At 72.5% G+C, this 14,658-nt stretch carries 20 protein-coding genes and 1 pseudogene; 10 read left to right on the top strand and 11 right to left on the bottom strand.

Translation table 11 applies throughout. From position 1 onward, the window contains the following. Nucleotides 1-121: 121 nt before the first annotated feature. The 6 genes from ABD466_RS28470 (at nucleotide 122) to ABD466_RS28440 (ending at nucleotide 4,163) form a co-directional block, all read left to right on the top strand. On the top strand, nucleotides 122-532 hold the full coding sequence (locus ABD466_RS28470; RefSeq protein ID WP_344660263.1) for a phage holin family protein: 411 nt from the start codon (nucleotides 122-124) through the stop codon (nucleotides 530-532). After that, nucleotides 529-933 carry a DUF3618 domain-containing protein gene (locus tag ABD466_RS28465; protein WP_344660262.1) on the top strand — a complete coding sequence of 135 codons (405 nt, stop codon included), beginning with the start codon at nucleotides 529-531 and terminating at the stop codon, nucleotides 931-933. Before ABD466_RS28470 ends, ABD466_RS28465 begins: the two co-directional genes overlap by 4 nt. Nucleotides 934-955: 22 nt before the next feature. Continuing rightward, on the top strand, nucleotides 956-1,327 hold the full coding sequence (locus ABD466_RS44505) for an epoxide hydrolase N-terminal domain-containing protein (RefSeq protein ID WP_425558763.1): 372 nt from the start codon (nucleotides 956-958) through the stop codon (nucleotides 1,325-1,327). Nucleotides 1,328-1,525: 198 nt separating this feature from the next. Beyond that, a complete protein-coding gene (locus ABD466_RS28450) occupies nucleotides 1,526-2,188 on the top strand; it encodes a phosphoribosyltransferase (protein WP_344660261.1) in 663 nt (220 codons plus the stop codon). Continuing rightward, on the top strand, nucleotides 2,185-3,510 hold the full coding sequence (locus ABD466_RS28445; protein ID WP_344660260.1) for an erythromycin esterase family protein: 1,326 nt from the start codon (nucleotides 2,185-2,187) through the stop codon (nucleotides 3,508-3,510). The genes ABD466_RS28450 and ABD466_RS28445 overlap by 4 nt, the downstream gene beginning before the upstream one ends. Nucleotides 3,511-3,590: 80 nt before the next feature. Beyond that, entirely contained in the window at nucleotides 3,591-4,163 is a 573-nt protein-coding gene (locus ABD466_RS28440) for a GNAT family N-acetyltransferase (protein ID WP_344660259.1), read from the top strand. A gap of 15 nt (nucleotides 4,164-4,178) precedes the next feature. On the opposite strand, the gene ABD466_RS28435 is transcribed toward ABD466_RS28440, so the two are convergent. The 4 genes from ABD466_RS28435 to ABD466_RS28420 are packed head-to-tail and all read right to left on the bottom strand — an operon-like array spanning nucleotide 4,179 to nucleotide 6,280. Next, nucleotides 4,179-4,796 carry an HhH-GDP family DNA glycosylase gene (locus tag ABD466_RS28435; RefSeq protein ID WP_344660258.1) on the bottom strand — a complete coding sequence of 206 codons (618 nt, stop codon included), beginning with the start codon at nucleotides 4,794-4,796 and terminating at the stop codon, nucleotides 4,179-4,181. Beyond that, nucleotides 4,793-5,434, bottom strand: a complete 642-nt coding sequence (locus ABD466_RS28430; protein WP_344660257.1) for a UdgX family uracil-DNA binding protein — start codon at nucleotides 5,432-5,434, stop codon at nucleotides 4,793-4,795. Before ABD466_RS28430 ends, ABD466_RS28435 begins: the two co-directional genes overlap by 4 nt. 24 nt (nucleotides 5,435-5,458) lie before the next feature. Further along, entirely contained in the window at nucleotides 5,459-5,710 is a 252-nt protein-coding gene (locus tag ABD466_RS28425) for a hypothetical protein (RefSeq protein WP_344660256.1), read from the bottom strand. 15 nt (nucleotides 5,711-5,725) lie between these two features. Then, nucleotides 5,726-6,280 (bottom strand): type 1 glutamine amidotransferase domain-containing protein, encoded by a 555-nt coding sequence (locus tag ABD466_RS28420; RefSeq protein WP_344660255.1) that lies wholly within the window; start codon nucleotides 6,278-6,280, stop codon nucleotides 5,726-5,728. Nucleotides 6,281-6,341: 61 nt separating this feature from the next. Here ABD466_RS28420 and ABD466_RS28415 point away from each other — a divergent pair, with 61 nt between their 5' ends. From ABD466_RS28415 to ABD466_RS28405, 3 genes are all read left to right on the top strand, one after another. Further along, nucleotides 6,342-7,652, top strand: a complete 1,311-nt coding sequence (locus tag ABD466_RS28415) for a serine/threonine-protein kinase (protein WP_344660254.1) — start codon at nucleotides 6,342-6,344, stop codon at nucleotides 7,650-7,652. A 170-nt stretch (nucleotides 7,653-7,822) separates the two neighbouring features. Beyond that, nucleotides 7,823-8,047 (top strand): hypothetical protein, encoded by a 225-nt coding sequence (locus ABD466_RS28410; protein ID WP_344660253.1) that lies wholly within the window; start codon nucleotides 7,823-7,825, stop codon nucleotides 8,045-8,047. 87 nt (nucleotides 8,048-8,134) lie between these two features. Continuing rightward, a complete protein-coding gene (locus ABD466_RS28405) occupies nucleotides 8,135-8,473 on the top strand; it encodes a hypothetical protein (protein ID WP_344660252.1) in 339 nt (112 codons plus the stop codon). 76 nt (nucleotides 8,474-8,549) lie between these two features. On the opposite strand, the gene ABD466_RS28400 is transcribed toward ABD466_RS28405, so the two are convergent. The 7 genes and pseudogenes from ABD466_RS28400 to ABD466_RS28370 all read right to left on the bottom strand — a co-directional run bounded on the left by ABD466_RS28400 (nucleotide 8,550) and on the right by ABD466_RS28370 (nucleotide 12,996). After that, a complete protein-coding gene (locus tag ABD466_RS28400) occupies nucleotides 8,550-8,756 on the bottom strand; it encodes a DUF5988 family protein (protein ID WP_344660251.1) in 207 nt (68 codons plus the stop codon). Nucleotides 8,757-8,805: 49 nt separating this feature from the next. Continuing rightward, a complete protein-coding gene (locus ABD466_RS28395) occupies nucleotides 8,806-9,834 on the bottom strand; it encodes a zinc-binding alcohol dehydrogenase family protein (RefSeq protein WP_344660288.1) in 1,029 nt (342 codons plus the stop codon). 13 nt (nucleotides 9,835-9,847) lie between these two features. Then, on the bottom strand, nucleotides 9,848-10,504 hold the full coding sequence (locus ABD466_RS28390; RefSeq protein WP_344660250.1) for a dienelactone hydrolase family protein: 657 nt from the start codon (nucleotides 10,502-10,504) through the stop codon (nucleotides 9,848-9,850). A 324-nt stretch (nucleotides 10,505-10,828) separates the two neighbouring features. Then, nucleotides 10,829-11,962: a baeRF2 domain-containing protein gene (locus tag ABD466_RS28385; RefSeq protein ID WP_344660249.1), complete on the bottom strand. Its 1,134-nt coding sequence runs from the start codon at nucleotides 11,960-11,962 to the stop codon at nucleotides 10,829-10,831. Nucleotides 11,963-11,968: 6 nt separating this feature from the next. After that, nucleotides 11,969-12,184: an LLM class oxidoreductase gene (locus ABD466_RS28380; protein ID WP_344660248.1), complete on the bottom strand. Its 216-nt coding sequence runs from the start codon at nucleotides 12,182-12,184 to the stop codon at nucleotides 11,969-11,971. Then, nucleotides 12,184-12,381 (bottom strand): annotated as a pseudogene (locus tag ABD466_RS28375) (Rieske 2Fe-2S domain-containing protein); the annotation flags it as partial. The gene ABD466_RS28380 and the pseudogene ABD466_RS28375, both read right to left, overlap by 1 nt. A gap of 114 nt (nucleotides 12,382-12,495) precedes the next feature. Then, complete coding sequence (locus ABD466_RS28370) at nucleotides 12,496-12,996, bottom strand: DUF5709 domain-containing protein (RefSeq protein ID WP_344660247.1); 501 nt, start codon at nucleotides 12,994-12,996, stop codon at nucleotides 12,496-12,498. 104 nt (nucleotides 12,997-13,100) lie between these two features. Between ABD466_RS28370 and ABD466_RS28365 the strand changes: the two genes are divergently transcribed. Next, entirely contained in the window at nucleotides 13,101-14,630 is a 1,530-nt protein-coding gene (locus ABD466_RS28365) for a glycoside hydrolase family 130 protein (protein ID WP_344660246.1), read from the top strand. The last annotated feature ends 28 nt before the right edge of the window (nucleotides 14,631-14,658 follow it).

Below are 14,658 nucleotides of genomic sequence, written 5' to 3'. Positions count from 1 at the left end.
CCGGCTCCCGGCCGGCGCCGGAAGCCTTCTGCTGCCCTCGTCGCCGGGTGCCAAACCCGACGTTTTGACCGTGGCCACGCCGGTTATGCGGGGGCTGCCGTGCCGAGGAACGGAGACGACGATGAGCATCGACGAGCGGCGCCACACCTCTGCCGACGCGTCCGTCGCGACCCTGCTGTCCCAGGCCGCCCAGCAGTTCGGGCAGCTCGCCCGCGACGAGGTCCGCCTGGCCCAGGCCGAGATGGCCGAGCAGCGCCGCAACCTGGGCTTCGGCGGCGGTCTGCTCGGCGGCGCGGGCGTGATGGCCTTCGTGGCCCTGCAGGCGCTCGTCGCCGCGCTGATCGCCCTGCTGGCGCTCGCCCTGCCGGTGTGGGTGGCCGCCTTGGTCGCGGCCGCGGCCGTGGGCCTGACCGCCGCGGTCATGGCGCGGCTCGGCAAGCGACAGATGGACAGCGCCACGCCGCCGATGCAGGAGAGCGTGGAGAGCCTCAAGGCGGACGTGGACGCGATCAAGGAAGGCGGACGGCGATGAGCACGGACCCCGAGCGGAACGGTGCGGGGCGTCCCATGACCGTCGAGCAGCTGCGCGAGCAGATCGCCGAGGACCGCCGCGAGCTGACGGAGACCGTCACGGCGCTCCAGGACAAGACCGACGTCAGGCAGCTGGCGCGGGAGCGGGTCGTGGACGCGGAGATCGCCGCGGCCGCGCTCGCATCGCGGGCCGGGCGGACGGCGGGTGCCGCGGCCGGCTTCGCGCGGCGGTCGGCGGCAGCGACCGCCGGGCAGGTGAAGGACAAGACGTCGCAGCCGGTCCGCCTGGCCCTGGTGGGGTCGACGGCGATCGTGGCGGCCGCGACGGCTGTCGCGGTGCGCCGTCGCCGCCACGGGGGCTCACACCGGCGATCACATCGGGCTTCACATCGGGGCTGCTGAACGCACGGGCCCGGCGGCCGACGTGGGGTGGGACTTGGGCGTCGCCCGGGATCACCTGCGCGACCTGGTCGCCTACTGGGCTGACGGCTACGACTGGCGCCGTCATGAGGCACGGCTCAACGCGCTGCCGCAGGGGACGACCGAGGTCGACGGCCAGTTGCTGCACTACCTGCACGTCGCCTCGCCGAACCCCCATCCTGCGTCTCTTCCACCTCTTCCACCTCTTCCACCTCATCCGCCTCGGCCCGCTGGTACGTCCGCTCAGCGATCTCGGCAGCGTGGCGAAGCCGTCGGTATTCCTGCAGCACCTGTCCCGGCCCGGGCGCGAGCCGGTCCTCCTCCGCCGTGGGGTCTTCGGCGGAGCCCGGTGCGTGCTCGTCCCGGTATTCGTTGAAACGGTCCCAAGCCTGTTCCCGCAGCAGGAACGGCAGCTGCTCCGACATCGCGTTTCACCCTCTTCACACTCGCGGTGACCGAGGCGCCCGCGTACCCCGTCCGGGCCGCGGCATGCGCGCATGTTCGGCGCATGAGGGGGCACAGCTAGGCGGCGGGTGCGCGGGATCGAGCGCGCGGACCGACGCTGGAGATGATCATGAACGTGGATCGCCGTTTCCGGGACCGTGCCGAGGCCGGCCGGCTTCTGGCCGACCGCTTGGCCGAGATCGAGTGGCACGACCCCGTCGTCCTGGCGCTTCCACGCGGCGGCGTGCCGGTGGCGGTGCCGGTCGCCGGCCGGCTCGGGGTGCCGGTCGAGGTGTTCGTCGCCCGCAAGGTCGGGATGCCCGGCGACGAGGAGTTCGGGATCGGCGCGGTCGCCGAGAACCTCGAGGAGATGGTGGTCGGCGACGCCGCCGCACAGCTCGGGTTCGACCCGCACAAGCTGGGTGAGCTGGCCGCGCGCGAGCGCGAGGAGGTGCGGCGCCGGGTGGAGGTCTATCGCGGCGGCCGTCCCCTGCCGGAGCTCGCCGGCCGCGACGTGATCCTGATCGACGACGGCCTGGCCACCGGCGTCACCATGGAGGCGGCCGCGCTGGCGGTGCGCGCGGCGGGCCCTCGGCGGCTGGTGATCGCGGTGCCGGTCGGCGCGCCGAGCACCCGCTCGCGGCTGGCCGGCGTGGCCGACGCGGTCGTGTGCCTGACGGCGCCGCCGCGGCTCGGCGCGATCGGCGCCTGGTACGACGACTTCCAGCAGGTCGGCGACGGCGAGGTCCTCGACCTGCTGGCGGCCGCGGGTTCCGGGGCCGGGCCCCGATGACCGCCGCGACGAGCGGCCTGCCCGAGGCCGTGGCCGGGATCAGGGCCCTGGCCCGTCCGCTGCGCACCGCCGACGACTTCGACCCGCTGCTGGACCGGATCGCGGACGCGCGCATCGTGCTGATCGGCGAGGCCTCGCACGGCACCGCCGAGTACTACCGCTGGCGCGCCGAGCTGTCGCGGCGGCTGATCGCGGAGCACGGCTTCTCCTTCGTCGCGGTGGAAGGCGACTGGCCGGACTGCTTCCGGATCCACCGCTGGGCCGCGGACCGCGCCGAGCCCGACCGGACCGCGCGCGACGTGCTCGGCGAGTTCGACTGCTGGCCGCGGTGGATGTGGGCGAACGAGGAGGTCGCGGACTTCGTGGGCTGGCTGCGCGAGCACAACGCCGCCACCGGCGCCGGCGTCGGCTTCTACGGCCTCGACGTCTACTCGCTGTGGGAGTCGATGGGGATCGTCGTCGGCTACGTCATGGACCGGTACCCCGACCTGCTGCGCAACGCGCAGCGCGCCTGGACGTGCTTCGAACCGTACAACGGCGATCCGAACGCCTACGCCTACGCCACCAGGATGGTCCCGACGACCTGCGAGGACGAGGTGGTCGCGCTGCTGACCGGCATCCGCCGCGCCGCCGACGCGGAGGGCGCGGACCCGCGCGACCCCGAGGCGGCCCTGGACGCCCGCCAGAACGCCGAGGTCATGGCCGGCGCCGCCCGCTACTACCGCGCGATGCTGCGCGCCGACTCCGAGTCCTGGAACATCCGCGACCACCACATGGCCGACACCCTGGACCGCCTGCTCGCCCACCGCGGCCCCTCGGCCAAAGCGATCGTCTGGGAGCACAACACCCACGTCGGCGACGCCCGCGCGACCCCGATGGCCGACCGCGGCATGGTCAACGTCGGCCAGCTGGTCCGCGAACGCCACGGCGACGCGGCCGTCGTCGCCGTCGGCATGGCCGGCCACCGCGGCACCGTCATGGCCGCCGACTCCTGGGGCGCCACTCCGCGCGTGCTCCCGGTCCCCGACGCCCCGGAGGGCAGCCACGAGCAGCTGCTGCACGACGCGCTCGGCGAGCCGTCCCTGGCGGTGTTCCCGCCCGCGGGCGATTCGCCGTGGCTGACCCGTCCACGCGGCCACCGCGCCATCGGCGTGGTCTACCGCCCGCAGCACGAACGCTTCGGCAACTGGGTGCCGACGGTGATGGGGCGCCGCTACGACGCGTTGTGCTACTTCGACACCACCGAGGCGGTGCATCCGCTGGCCGTCGACGAGCCTCCGCAACCCGGCGCCGAGCAGGAGACGTATCCGAGCGGGCAGTGACCTGACGGGAAACCCGTTGGCGAGTGATCGGGGATCGGATGTTTGATGGAACGGCCACCGACCCCGGAGGGAGCACGAGGATGTCACTGCCCACCCCCTCGTTGCCCACTGCCCGCCTTCGACTGCGAGCCTTCGAAGACGCGGATGCGGATGACCTCTTCGCCCTGCAGAGCAACGCCTACGTGCTGCGCTACTGGGACGGTCCGCCGTGGACCGAACGCGCGCGCGCCGAGAAGTTCATCACCCGCTGCCGAGAGATGGAGACGGAGGGCACCGGGGCGCGGCTGGCCGTGGAGCGGGTCTCCGACGGGGCGTTCATCGGCTGGTGCACCCTGGCCAGGTGGAATCCGGACTTCCGCAGCGCCGCGCTGGGCTATTGCTTCGACGACGCGGTGTGGGGCCAGGGCTACGCGACCGAGGCGGCACGTGCCCTCTTGCGGTGGGCGTTCGACACGCTGGACCTGAATCGCGTCCAGGCTGAGACCGATACGCGCAACGGGGCGTCCGCCCGCGTGCTGGAGAAGCTCGGCTTCCTGCGTGAGGGGACCTTGCGGGAAGACTGTGTCGTCAACGGCGAGGTCTCCGACTCGTGGGTCTTCGGGCTGCTCAGGCGGGATTGGCGACCGTCGGCCGAGCCGGTCGACGCTCGCTGAGGGCCGGACGAGAGCTCACGTCCGGCTCTCCTGGAGAGTGCTGCGAACCAGCGCCGCGGCCAGCTGCGGCAGTTCGTCCGACGGGACCAGGGCTGCGAGCTTCTTCGGATCCTTCGGCAGCCCGTACTTCTCAGCACCGTCGCGGGCGCGCTTGTCGAAGCTCGGCCGCAGTTCCTTCCACAGCCCCTGCGCCTCCCGGCAGAAGATGTCCGCGCCGACGGGGCCGATGCGCGGGAACTCCTGCAGCAGCCGCCGGATGCGCTGCGGGTCGCCGTCGGCTTCCTCGCGGAGACGTCGCAGGTCGCCGTGCCACCGCTCGATCAGCAGGTGCGCACCTTCGCCGAGGGCGGTGGAGGTGCTCTCGTCGTACCGCCTGTAGTGCGCGCGCCCCAGCGCCTCGACCAGGTCGTCCCGCGACGCGTCCGCGATCGCCCGCGGCGTGCGCCATCCCGCTTCGAACACCTCCCGCGCCGCGGCGACCGCGATGTGCGCGGAGATGCGCGTCGACAGCAGGGTGCTGAGAACGAGCAGCTGATACAGCGGGCTCGGCTTGTCCTCCAAACGGATGCCCGCTTCGTGGGCGTAGGTCGCGCCGTTGTCGGCGAGGAGTTCCTCGACGCGTTGCGAAGTCACTTCATCACCTCCGCTGCCGTACGCAGATCCGCGACGAACCCTTCGAACGCGCCCTCCCGGTCGTCCGCACGCAGCACCGCCGAGGGGTGGATGGTCACCACCACGTGGATCCCCGACCACGTCCGCACCGTCCCGCGGGCCTCGCCGACCCGGAACGCCGAGCCGAACAGGCTCTTGCCCGCGCTCCCGCCCAGCACCACGATCACGTCCGGGCGGACCGCGTCGAGCTCGGCGAGCAGCCACGGACGGCACGCGGAGATCTGCTCCTGGGTCGGGGGCTGATGGATGCGGCGCTTGCCGCCGCCGGGCGCGGGTTTCCAGCGGAAGTGCTTGACGGCGTTCGTGCGATAGACGTCCGGTTCCTCGATGCCGACCCGCGCCAGCGCCCGGTCCAGGACCCGCCCGGCCGGGCCGATGAACGGAAGGCCCTCACGATCCTCCTGATCGCCGGGCTGCTCGCCGAGCAGCAGGATCCGCGCCTGCCGCGAGCCGCTGCCGAACACGGTCTGCGTCGCGTTCCGGTACAGCTCGCAGCCCTGGCACTCCTCGGCCGCCGTGCTGAGCGTCTTCAGGCTCCGCGAGGAGGGAACGTAGGGTTCCGCACCCGCGCCGGAGCCCGCCGTTCGGTCCGGTGCCATCTCGGTCGCCCTCTCCCGCCGGTCCTACATCGGCGGTCCGGCGCCGCCGCCGAGCGGCTTGCCGAACTCGTCGCGCATCAGCGACTCGATGCCGGACTGGGGAGTGCCCTGGCCGCGGCACCAGTTGTAGGCCTCCTGCTTCTCCCGCAGGGCGGCTGTCAGTTCGGCGAGATGCTCCTTCTCCTCCGGGGTGTCGCTCCCGGGGCGTTGCCGCCGGTAGTCCGCGAGCGCTTGCTCGGCACGTCGCAGAGCATTGAGTTGTTTCTCGCAAGACATGGTTCACCTTCTCGCTCACGGTGCTGCGCCGTCGGAGAACTTCTCGACGATCTCGGAGCAGAACGCCGGCAGATCGTCCGGGTTGCGGCTGGTGACCAGGCCGCCGTCGACGCAGACCTCCTTGTCCACCCAGGTGGCGCCGGCGTTCTCGAGGTCGGTGCGCAGGCTGGGCCACGAGGTGACCGTGCGACCCCGGAGCACGTCCGCCTCGGCCAGCATCCAGGGGCCGTGGCAGATCACCCCGACCGGCTTGTCCGCCTGGAAGAAGGCCCGGACGAAGCGGACGCTCGCGGGGTCGGTGCGCAGCCGGTCGGGGTTCGCCACGCCCCCGGGGATCACCAGGCCGTCGAAATCCGCGGCGTCGACCGCGCCGGCGGCGGTCTCGGCCTGGATCCGGTCGCCCTTGTCGTGGTGCTGCATCATCTGGACTTCGTGCACCTTCGTCGATATCAGCGTAGCCGTGCCGCCGGCCGCCTTCACGGCCTTGAGGGGCTCGGTGAGCTCGGATTGCTCGACGCCGTCCGTGAAGAGGAAGGCGATTCGTTTCCCGTTCAACAAGGTCTTGTTCATGCGTTTCCTCCACGAGGTCGTGGGCTCGGCCTCTCGTGCCCCGGGGTTCGGGGTGGCAAACATGGAGGTTTCCGTGCATGGTGTGCGGCCCGCCGGGTACAGCGGCGCCTCCGGGCATCGTGGAGAGGGGCGGCTGATGGAGGTCACGGAGCGCTACGTTCTGGGGCGGCTCGTGGGAGAAGGCGCGACGGCGTGCGTCTACGAGGCGTCCGACACGGTGCTCGAGCGCGAGGTGGCCGTGAAGGTCTTCCACACGGCCGATCCCGGGGACGGCCGGTCCGAGCGGTTCAGCGAGGAGATCAGGATCCTGACCTCCCTGGTCCACCCGCATCTGCTGCCGCTGTACGACACCGGCCGGGACGGCGACGGCCGCCGGTTCATCGTGATGCCGCTGGTCCGCGGCACGACGCTGGCGCGGCTGACGGCCAGCGGGCCCGTCCCGCCCCGCGAGGTCAAGCGGATCGGGAAGGCGCTGGCCGGGGCGCTGGCCCACGTCCACGCGCGCGGGATCGTCCACCGCGACGTCAAGCCCGGCAACGTGCTGCTCGACGACGACGGGACGCCCTACCTGGCGGACTTCGGCTTCGCGCACGCCGAGGACGGCCCGGCGCTCACCGCCACCGACTGTGTGGTCGGCACCGCGGGCTACCTGGCTCCGGAGCAGGCCGAGGGGCTCGCGGTGCCGCCGGTCGCCGACGTCTACGCGCTCGGCCTGGTGCTGCTGGAGGCCCTGACCGGGGAACGCACGTATCGCGGCACGCCGATCGAACGGGCCGCCGCCAACGCGCTGCGGCCGCCGGAGATCCCCGCGAGGCTCGGTCCGGGGTGGCTGACGGTGCTGCGGGCGCTGACCGCGAGGAACCCGGCGGTGCGCCCGACGGCGGAGGAGGCGGCGTCGCTGCTGGACGCCGGTGAGGACGAGATTCCGGAGGTCACCGCGTCCGACGACACGATGGAGCTCACTCCGGTCTTGTTCGATCTGCCTGAGGGCCTGGTCCCTGCCGCCTCAGCCGTGCCCGCGGCTCCGCGCGAGACCTCCCGCCGCCTCATGGCCGGCGCAGCCGCCCTCGCCGCCGTCGCGGTCTTCGGAGTCGGCGCCGGCACGAACTGGCTCGCCTTCGGCTCCTCGAACGGCGGTAAGGTCCCGGCGCCCGCCGGACCCGGCGCGGGAGCAGCCGGTCCGCAGCAGCCTGAGACGCCCACCTCGACCTCGGCCTCGACCCCGCCCCCGACCGCCACCGCGCCCGGTTCCACGCACGACGCCGTCCGGCCGACCACCCGGGTACGGCCCGCCGACCAGGTCCTCACCGCATCGACGAATTGCCAGGAGGATCACGGCGGAAAGGGCCACGGCAAGCACAGATGCCATTGAGGAACATCGATCGCCCCTCGACCGTTGTCGAGCGCTCGCATCGAGCACTCGGCGCAGCCGAAGCCGAAGCCCTCCGGACGGTGGTCACCGAGCTCGCGGCTGCGACACGCCAGGCTTAGCGTGGTGGTGAAAAGGTGAACAGCCCGAGGGGCCGAGTGGAGGCAACGATCATGGGCAGTTTCTTCCGCCTCGTGGCCGCGGGGCCGATGTTCTTCGTCAGCGCCTGGCTGCTGATGCTCATCGTGGGCGCGGTGCACTCCGACATCGGTGTCAACGCCTTCGGCTACGACACGGCGATGGTGGTGACCATCGCGCTGTGGCTCGCCGTCGCCCCGGCGATCGGTGCGGTCGCCAGGACGCCGCAGAAGGCGTGCCCGCCGCGCGAGCGGGTCTGAGCCCGGCCGCGCGACGTCACCTGATCGGCCCACCGGGGACGCGCGCGCCTCGGCATCCGCCGCAGGTCCGAAGCGCATACTGGACAGATGTCTGACGAACCCCGAGCGCACGCCACCGGCCGCCGGAAGCGCGTATTGCTCACGACAGCCCTCGTCCTCGCGGCGATCGCTGCCGAAACCGTCGTCATGCGCCGGCGCGGCTACGGCGTCGGACTCAAGACGATCGTCCGCTGCCGCGACGGCCACCTGTTCACCACGATCTGGATCCCGGGCGCGTCGCTGAAGTCCCTCCGGTTCGGAATCGTGCGGCTGCAGTACTGCCCCGTCGGCCGCCATTTCACGACGGTCCGGCCTCTCAAGGACGACGAACTCACCGAGAAGACGCGGTCGATCGCCGGCCTGGTGCACGACGTGCCGATTCCGTGACGGCTTGACAGAGCTGCGGCCGGCCGGTGAGCGAGGAGTGCACCCCGCCACGGCGCGTCATCCTCGTCCAGCCTGGCTACGCCGTCATCTCCGTCCGCTCCCACCACTCGTAGACCAGCAGCAAGCCGTGGGGCGTCTCCGTGCGGCGGGCTGTGGCCCGGAAGTGTTCGTAGCCGTTGCCGAACTTGATCTTCAGGTCGTCGCCGAGCGTCGCGACCGTCGCGGTCCGGCCGGCCAGCTCGGCCGGCCCGCCTTCGAGAATCACAGTGTTGGTGCTGCTCATGGCCTGGTCATGCCTTGTTCCGCGGGGTGCCAACCGTGGTTGCGGCCAGTCAGGTGGCGGCGGTGCCCGCGGCGTCGGCGATCAGCACGGCCGCGCCGTCGAACCGTCCCGCCTTCAGGTCCTGGAGGGCCTGCTGGGCGTGGGGGAGCGGGTACTCGTGGGTCGTCACCTGGAGGCGGTGCTCGGCGGCGAAGCCCAGGAAGGCCTCGGCGTCGGTGCGGGTGTTGGCCGTGACGCTGCGGACCTCGCGTTCGTAGAACAGGTCGGTCTCGTAGACCAGCGGGGGGACGTCGCTGAGGTGGATCCCGGCGATCGCGAGGACGCCGCCGCGGTCCAGGGCGCGCAGCGCCACCGGGACCAGCTCGCCGACCGGGGCGAACAGGATGGCCGCGTCCAGCTTCTCCGGCGGGACGTCGAACGCGCCCGATGCGGAGGCGGCCCCCAGGTTCAGCGCCAGCTGCCGCGCCTGCTCGCCGCGGGTCATGACGTGGACCGTCGCGCCGCGGGCCAGGGCGACCTGCGCGGCCAGGTGGGCGCTGCCGCCGAAGCCGTAGATGCCGAGCCGGCCGCCCTCCGGCACCGCCGCGCGCTCCAGGGCGCGGTAGCCGATGATGCCCGCACACAGCAGCGGCGCCAGCTCGGCGTCGCTGTAGCCGGAGGGGAGACGGTGCGCGAAAGCGGCGGGCACGGTGGCGTACTCGGCGTAGCCGCCGTCGGCGTCCCATCCGGTGTAGTGCGAATCAGGGCAGAGGTTCTCCGCGCCGCGCCGGCAGAACCGGCACTGTCCGCAGGTGCTGCGCAGCCAGGCCACGCCGACCCGGTCGCCGATCGCGAATCCGGCGTCCTCCGTGCCCGGCCCGAGCGCCGCCACCGTAGCGACCACCTCGTGCCCGGGGGTGACCCGCTCGCGCCGCACCGGCAGATCGCCCTCGGCGACGTGCAGATCGGTACGGCACACACCGCAGGCGGCCACCCGCACCAGCAACTCACCCGCGCCTGCTGTGGGGACCGGCTTGGCGACCCACTCCAGCGGCCCGTCCTCGATCGGGCCCGGTTCGCGCACGACCCAGGCGCTCATCGTCGTCATCGTGTCAGCCATGCTGGCTGAACCAGTCGGCCGCGAGGTCCGCCACCTGCGTCAAAGCCCCCGGCTCGGAGAACAGGTGGGTGGCTCCCTCCACCAGCGTCAGCCGCTTCTCGCACCGCATCCGCTCCAGCGCGAGCTGGTTCAGCGCCAGCACCTCGACGTCGAGGTCGCCGACGATCAGCAGCGTGGGCGCCGTCACCCGCGGCAGCGCGGCGTCGGCCAGGTCGGGCCGGCCACCCCGCGAGACCACGGACGCGATGCGGTCGCCCTGCTCGGCCGCGGCGATCAGCGCCGCGGCGGCCCCGGTGCTCGCGCCGAAGTAGCCGATGGACCGCGGATCCGGCGTCGGACGCCGTTCGATCCACTCCACGGCCGCGATCAGCCGTTCGGCCAGCATCTGCACGTCGAAGCGCAACCGCCCGCCGCGCGCCTCCGCCTCGTCCTCGGCCGGAGTGAGCAGGTCGAGCAGCAAGGTGCTGATCCCGTCGCGCTGCAGGCGGGCGGCGACCGCGCGGTTGCGAGGGCTGTGGCGGCTGCTGCCGGAACCGTGGGCGAACACCACCAACGGGGCGTGTTCGGCGACCACGGCCAAGTCGGCACCCAGCGTACCGACCTGCGGCACGTCGACGGCTACTGCTTCGGTGGCTGCCTGCGTCTTCATGGGGCTCTCCCCGGAACTGGACGCGAAGGAACCCGCGAGGTGGGCTCCCTTCGCCGGTATTACCCGGATTCAGGTAGTGGAGGTCGCTTTCCAGCCTCTCAGCCTTCCAGCCTCTCAGCACGGCCGATGCAGACTCGATCGAAATCTCTCGAGTCCCGCTCGCCCGATGCTCCCTCGCTCGCCACGCGGGTCCACTGGTTATATACCCGTTGATGGTGCTTATAACCAGAAAGGGGATAATTTCCTCGGCCTCGACAAGTCGCTGGGGCCGGGGCGCCGGACGCCGGGCGGCGCCCCGCCCTCCCCGCACCGCTTTCCGGACGCTCAGGACACGGCGAACCGGCACAGCGCCCCGATGCCGCGGGACGCCTCGTCGGCCCAGTTCGGAGGCAGGATCCGGATGTCCGCGTCGGTGAGCACGGCGGCGCGGGCCAGCACCTCCTGCAGCGGCCCGTGGCTGGGGTTGCCGTCCGGCACGAGCACACCGTTGCGGTGCTCGGAGACGTCCGTGGGCCGCGGGCCGAACCACGCGGTCGTGGGCTCCGTCTCCCCGGTGCCCGCCTCGCGCCGGCTGAGCAGCAGGACCCGGACCTGGGCCCGGGACAGCGCGTGGATGGTCGCGGCGGGGCCCAGCACGCCCAGGCCGCCGGGGGCGGACTGGTTCCGCACCCGGTCCAGCAGACTCCGGTTCTCGTCGTTCACGTGCTCCTGCACCAGGGCCTCGACGACCTCGGCGCGGTGCTGTTCGGAACCGTCCGGACCGCGGCCGCCGGAGATGCTCTTGATCGCGACCTCGCGGACGCCGCCCGGCAGCTGGTCCAGGAAGTACTGCTGGGCGCGGACGTCGCCGCCGACGATCAGCAGTCTCGCCTGCGCCGCCTTCAGCGCCTCGCCCACGGCCTCGGCGGCCCGGCCGGCGTTGTGCTGCCACGAGTCCTCGGCGCGGTTCTGGTACCGGCCCTGCGACCAGCCGCCGGGGGCGTTGCGCTCGATCACGTCGTCGGGCCCGGCGACGGTGGCGCGCACCGGCCGCCCGGCGCCAGCCGGATGTACGACCAGCTCGGCGCCGGTCCGGTCGAGCATCACCACGGCGAACGCCGGATGCTGCTGGCGCCACTCCAGGAACGGCAGCACGTGCGGCACCGCCGCGACGTACCCCTGGTCCCCGACCCGGGCGCCGGGCAGCGAGAACAGCCGGACCCGGCCGTCCCCGCCGACGAACGCCGCCGCCGGCGCCTCGCCCGGCTCCAGCGAGCTCAGCACGCCGTCCATCGCCTCCAGGGCGTCCGGTGTCGCATGGGCGGATCGCAGCTCGCCGAGCAGGGCCTTGCGGCGCAGGGCGGTGTCGTCGACCCCGGGACCGGGGAACGGCGAGTTCAGGTACGCGGTCAGGACCGGTGCCGGGAGATCGTAGAGATCGTGGATCACCGGGTTCTCAGTGATCAGCGCCGTGGTCATCAGTGGTCACCACCTTCGTGAGTCGTTCGGCGGGGACGCCGAGACGGTCCCCATCCGCCGCGCGATGCGCAGGACCTCCTCCAGCATCTCGTAGCGCTCGGACCTCGAAGGGAACGACAGGCCGAGCCCTTGCGCCTCCTCCTTGTTCCAGGCTGCGCCGATGCCCAGCACCGCGCGACCGCTGGAGAGCGTGAAGCTCGTGCGGCGCAGGCCGAGCCTCATCAGACGCTGCCTCCCTCTCCCTTGCCCGGAGCGTCGTGGACCGTCCTCCGGGGCAGCGCCCGCAGCGCCGGGCCGTCCAGCACGGCGCCGAAGACGTCGAAGCGGGAGCCGTGGCACGGGCACTCCCACGTGCGCTCCACCTCGTTGAACCCCAGGCGGCAGCCGCGGTGGGAACAGTGGGCGGCGACGGCGTGGAGTGCGCCCTCGCGCCGTCCGGCCGGGTGAGGAAGTGCCGGGTCGTGTTCCCCAGGACCCCGACGATCGAACCCGCTTCGTCCATCGGATGGAAGCGGTGCGGGTCGAAGGCCGCCTCAGGTGGCTTCCGACTCGTCGTGCACCTCGGCGCGCGCGGCCTCCTCGAACTCCTCCGCGCCGGCCAGGTCGTCCTCGTTCACCACGTGGACGGCCGCCTCCTCGGCCGACGCGGCGCCGCCGTCGATCCCGACGTCCTGCGCCACCAGGTCCTTCTCCAGGTCGGCGTGCGCGCCCTCGTCCGGGGCCACCAGCCGCCCGGACCGTGCGCCCCCGACCTGGTCGTCCACCGGCTCGCCGGTGCCGCCGGCCAGGTCGCCGATCGCGTCCCCGGCCTGGTCGGGGCCGGGGTCGGCGTCCGGGTCGGGGACCTCCTCGGCCAGGCGCTCGTCCAGGGTGAGCTCCTCGCGCATCCCGAGCGGCCGCTCGGGCGGCGAATACCCGGTCTCCAGCGGGTCGGCCCCGCCGACCTGCGAGTCCTGGGCCTCGAGCTGGTCCAGCTCCTCCGCGGCGTCGTAGTTCTCCGGGTCGATGGTGCTGTCCGTGCCGTTGTCGCTCATGGTGTGCCGTGTGACCGTGCGGGCGGGGCGTCAAACGCCGCCGCGGCCGTTTAGGAGCGTCGGGCAGGGCTAAACGGAGGTCTTTCGGCAGCGAGGAGATGATGATGACGGTTTCCGAGGCGGCGCCGGCGCTCACGCGCACTCCGACCAGCGGGATAGCGGTCGACGAACTGGTCACGCGGCGCCGGCTGCGGCTCGACCGCGACCCCAGCCGGGTCGTCGCCCGGCTGTTCGTGCCCGGGGCGCACCCGCCGGAGATGAGCTCGCGCGCGGCCGCGGTCGTGCGCCGGATCCTGAAGCTCGACGAGGACGACGTCGCGGCCGCCTACGAGCGGGTGCTGAGCGGGTTCGGCAACCGGCACCGCGGGCTGGAGCAGATCTTCGCGGACAACTTCCGAGTGGTGGCGCACCGCATCCCCGCCGACGGCGAGATCACCGAACTGCGCGAGCTGCTGATCGGTGCCCACTTCACCCACGAGTACGCGATCGAGGGCGCGGCCCTCACCAACCCCTCGATGGTGCCCCACCCCGACCAGAGCGGCCTGGACGACGGCGAGCTCAGGTTCCTGATGAGCGCCCGCGCCATCGGCGAGGGACACCTCTCCTGCGTCGAGTTCCGCACCGGCATCGTCCGGCCCGGCGGTGAGCTGGCCGTCGACCGGCCCTCGCCGTATGCCGGCACCGGCCACCTGCACACCGCGACCTACAGCCGGACTCAGCTCGCCCAGGCCCTGAACCGTCCCTACGAGGACGACGAGATCCTCGCCTTCCTCCTGCACCACCTCCCCGAAGACTTCACGGAAGCGGAGCTGGAGCAGCTGCTGGGCTCCCTGAGCCCCGAGCTGCTGGTCCTGGAGCGGACGTTCCAGACGCTGTCCCGCGTCCACTGGTTCATCGCCTGCCAGTACCGCGTCCAGTTCCCCGGCGACACCGACATCTCCGAGCACGTACTGTGGCCCACCTCCCCGACCGAGCGGCACGGTATCGAGGACGCGCGGTTCGTCCGGGTCGCCGACGCCGACGCCGACGGAACGGCGGCCTATCGCGCCACCTACACCGCCTACGACGGCTCGGAGACCCGCACCCAGCTGCTGGAGACCGACGACTTCCGCGCCTTCCGGATGTCGCAGCTGTTCGGCAAGGCGGTGGGCAACAAGGGCCTGGCGCTGTTCCCGCGCAAGATCGACGGCCGGTACGCCGCCCTGTCCCGCTGGGACCGGGAGACCAACTCGCTGGCCACCTCGAAGGACGGCCGGATCTGGCCCGAGGCGCGCGCCCTGGAGGTGCCGTCGCACACCTGGGACCTGATGCAGGTCGGCAACTGCGGGTCGCCGGTGGAGACCGACCAGGGCTGGCTGGTCCTCACGCACGGCGTGGGCCCGATGCGCGTCTACGCCCTCGGCGCGCTGCTGCTCGACCTGGACGACCCGTCCCGGGTCGTCGGCGCCCTGAAGGAGCCGCTGCTCATCGCCTCGCCGGACGAGCGCGACGGCTACGTCCCGAACGTCGTCTACTCCTGCGGGCCGATGAAGCATCAGGACACGCTGGTCATCCCCTACGGCTTCGGCGACATGGGCGTGGAGTTCGCGACCGTGCCCGTGTCCGGTCTGCTGGAACGGATCCAGGCCGGCTGACCGGCCCGCCGCGACGCCCGGCCGCGGC

The sequence above is a fragment of the Catenulispora subtropica genome, assembly GCF_039531675.1.
In the GTDB taxonomy this organism is placed as follows: domain Bacteria; phylum Actinomycetota; class Actinomycetes; order Streptomycetales; family Catenulisporaceae; genus Catenulispora; species Catenulispora subtropica.
This window is presented reverse-complemented; position numbering and strand designations above follow the sequence as displayed.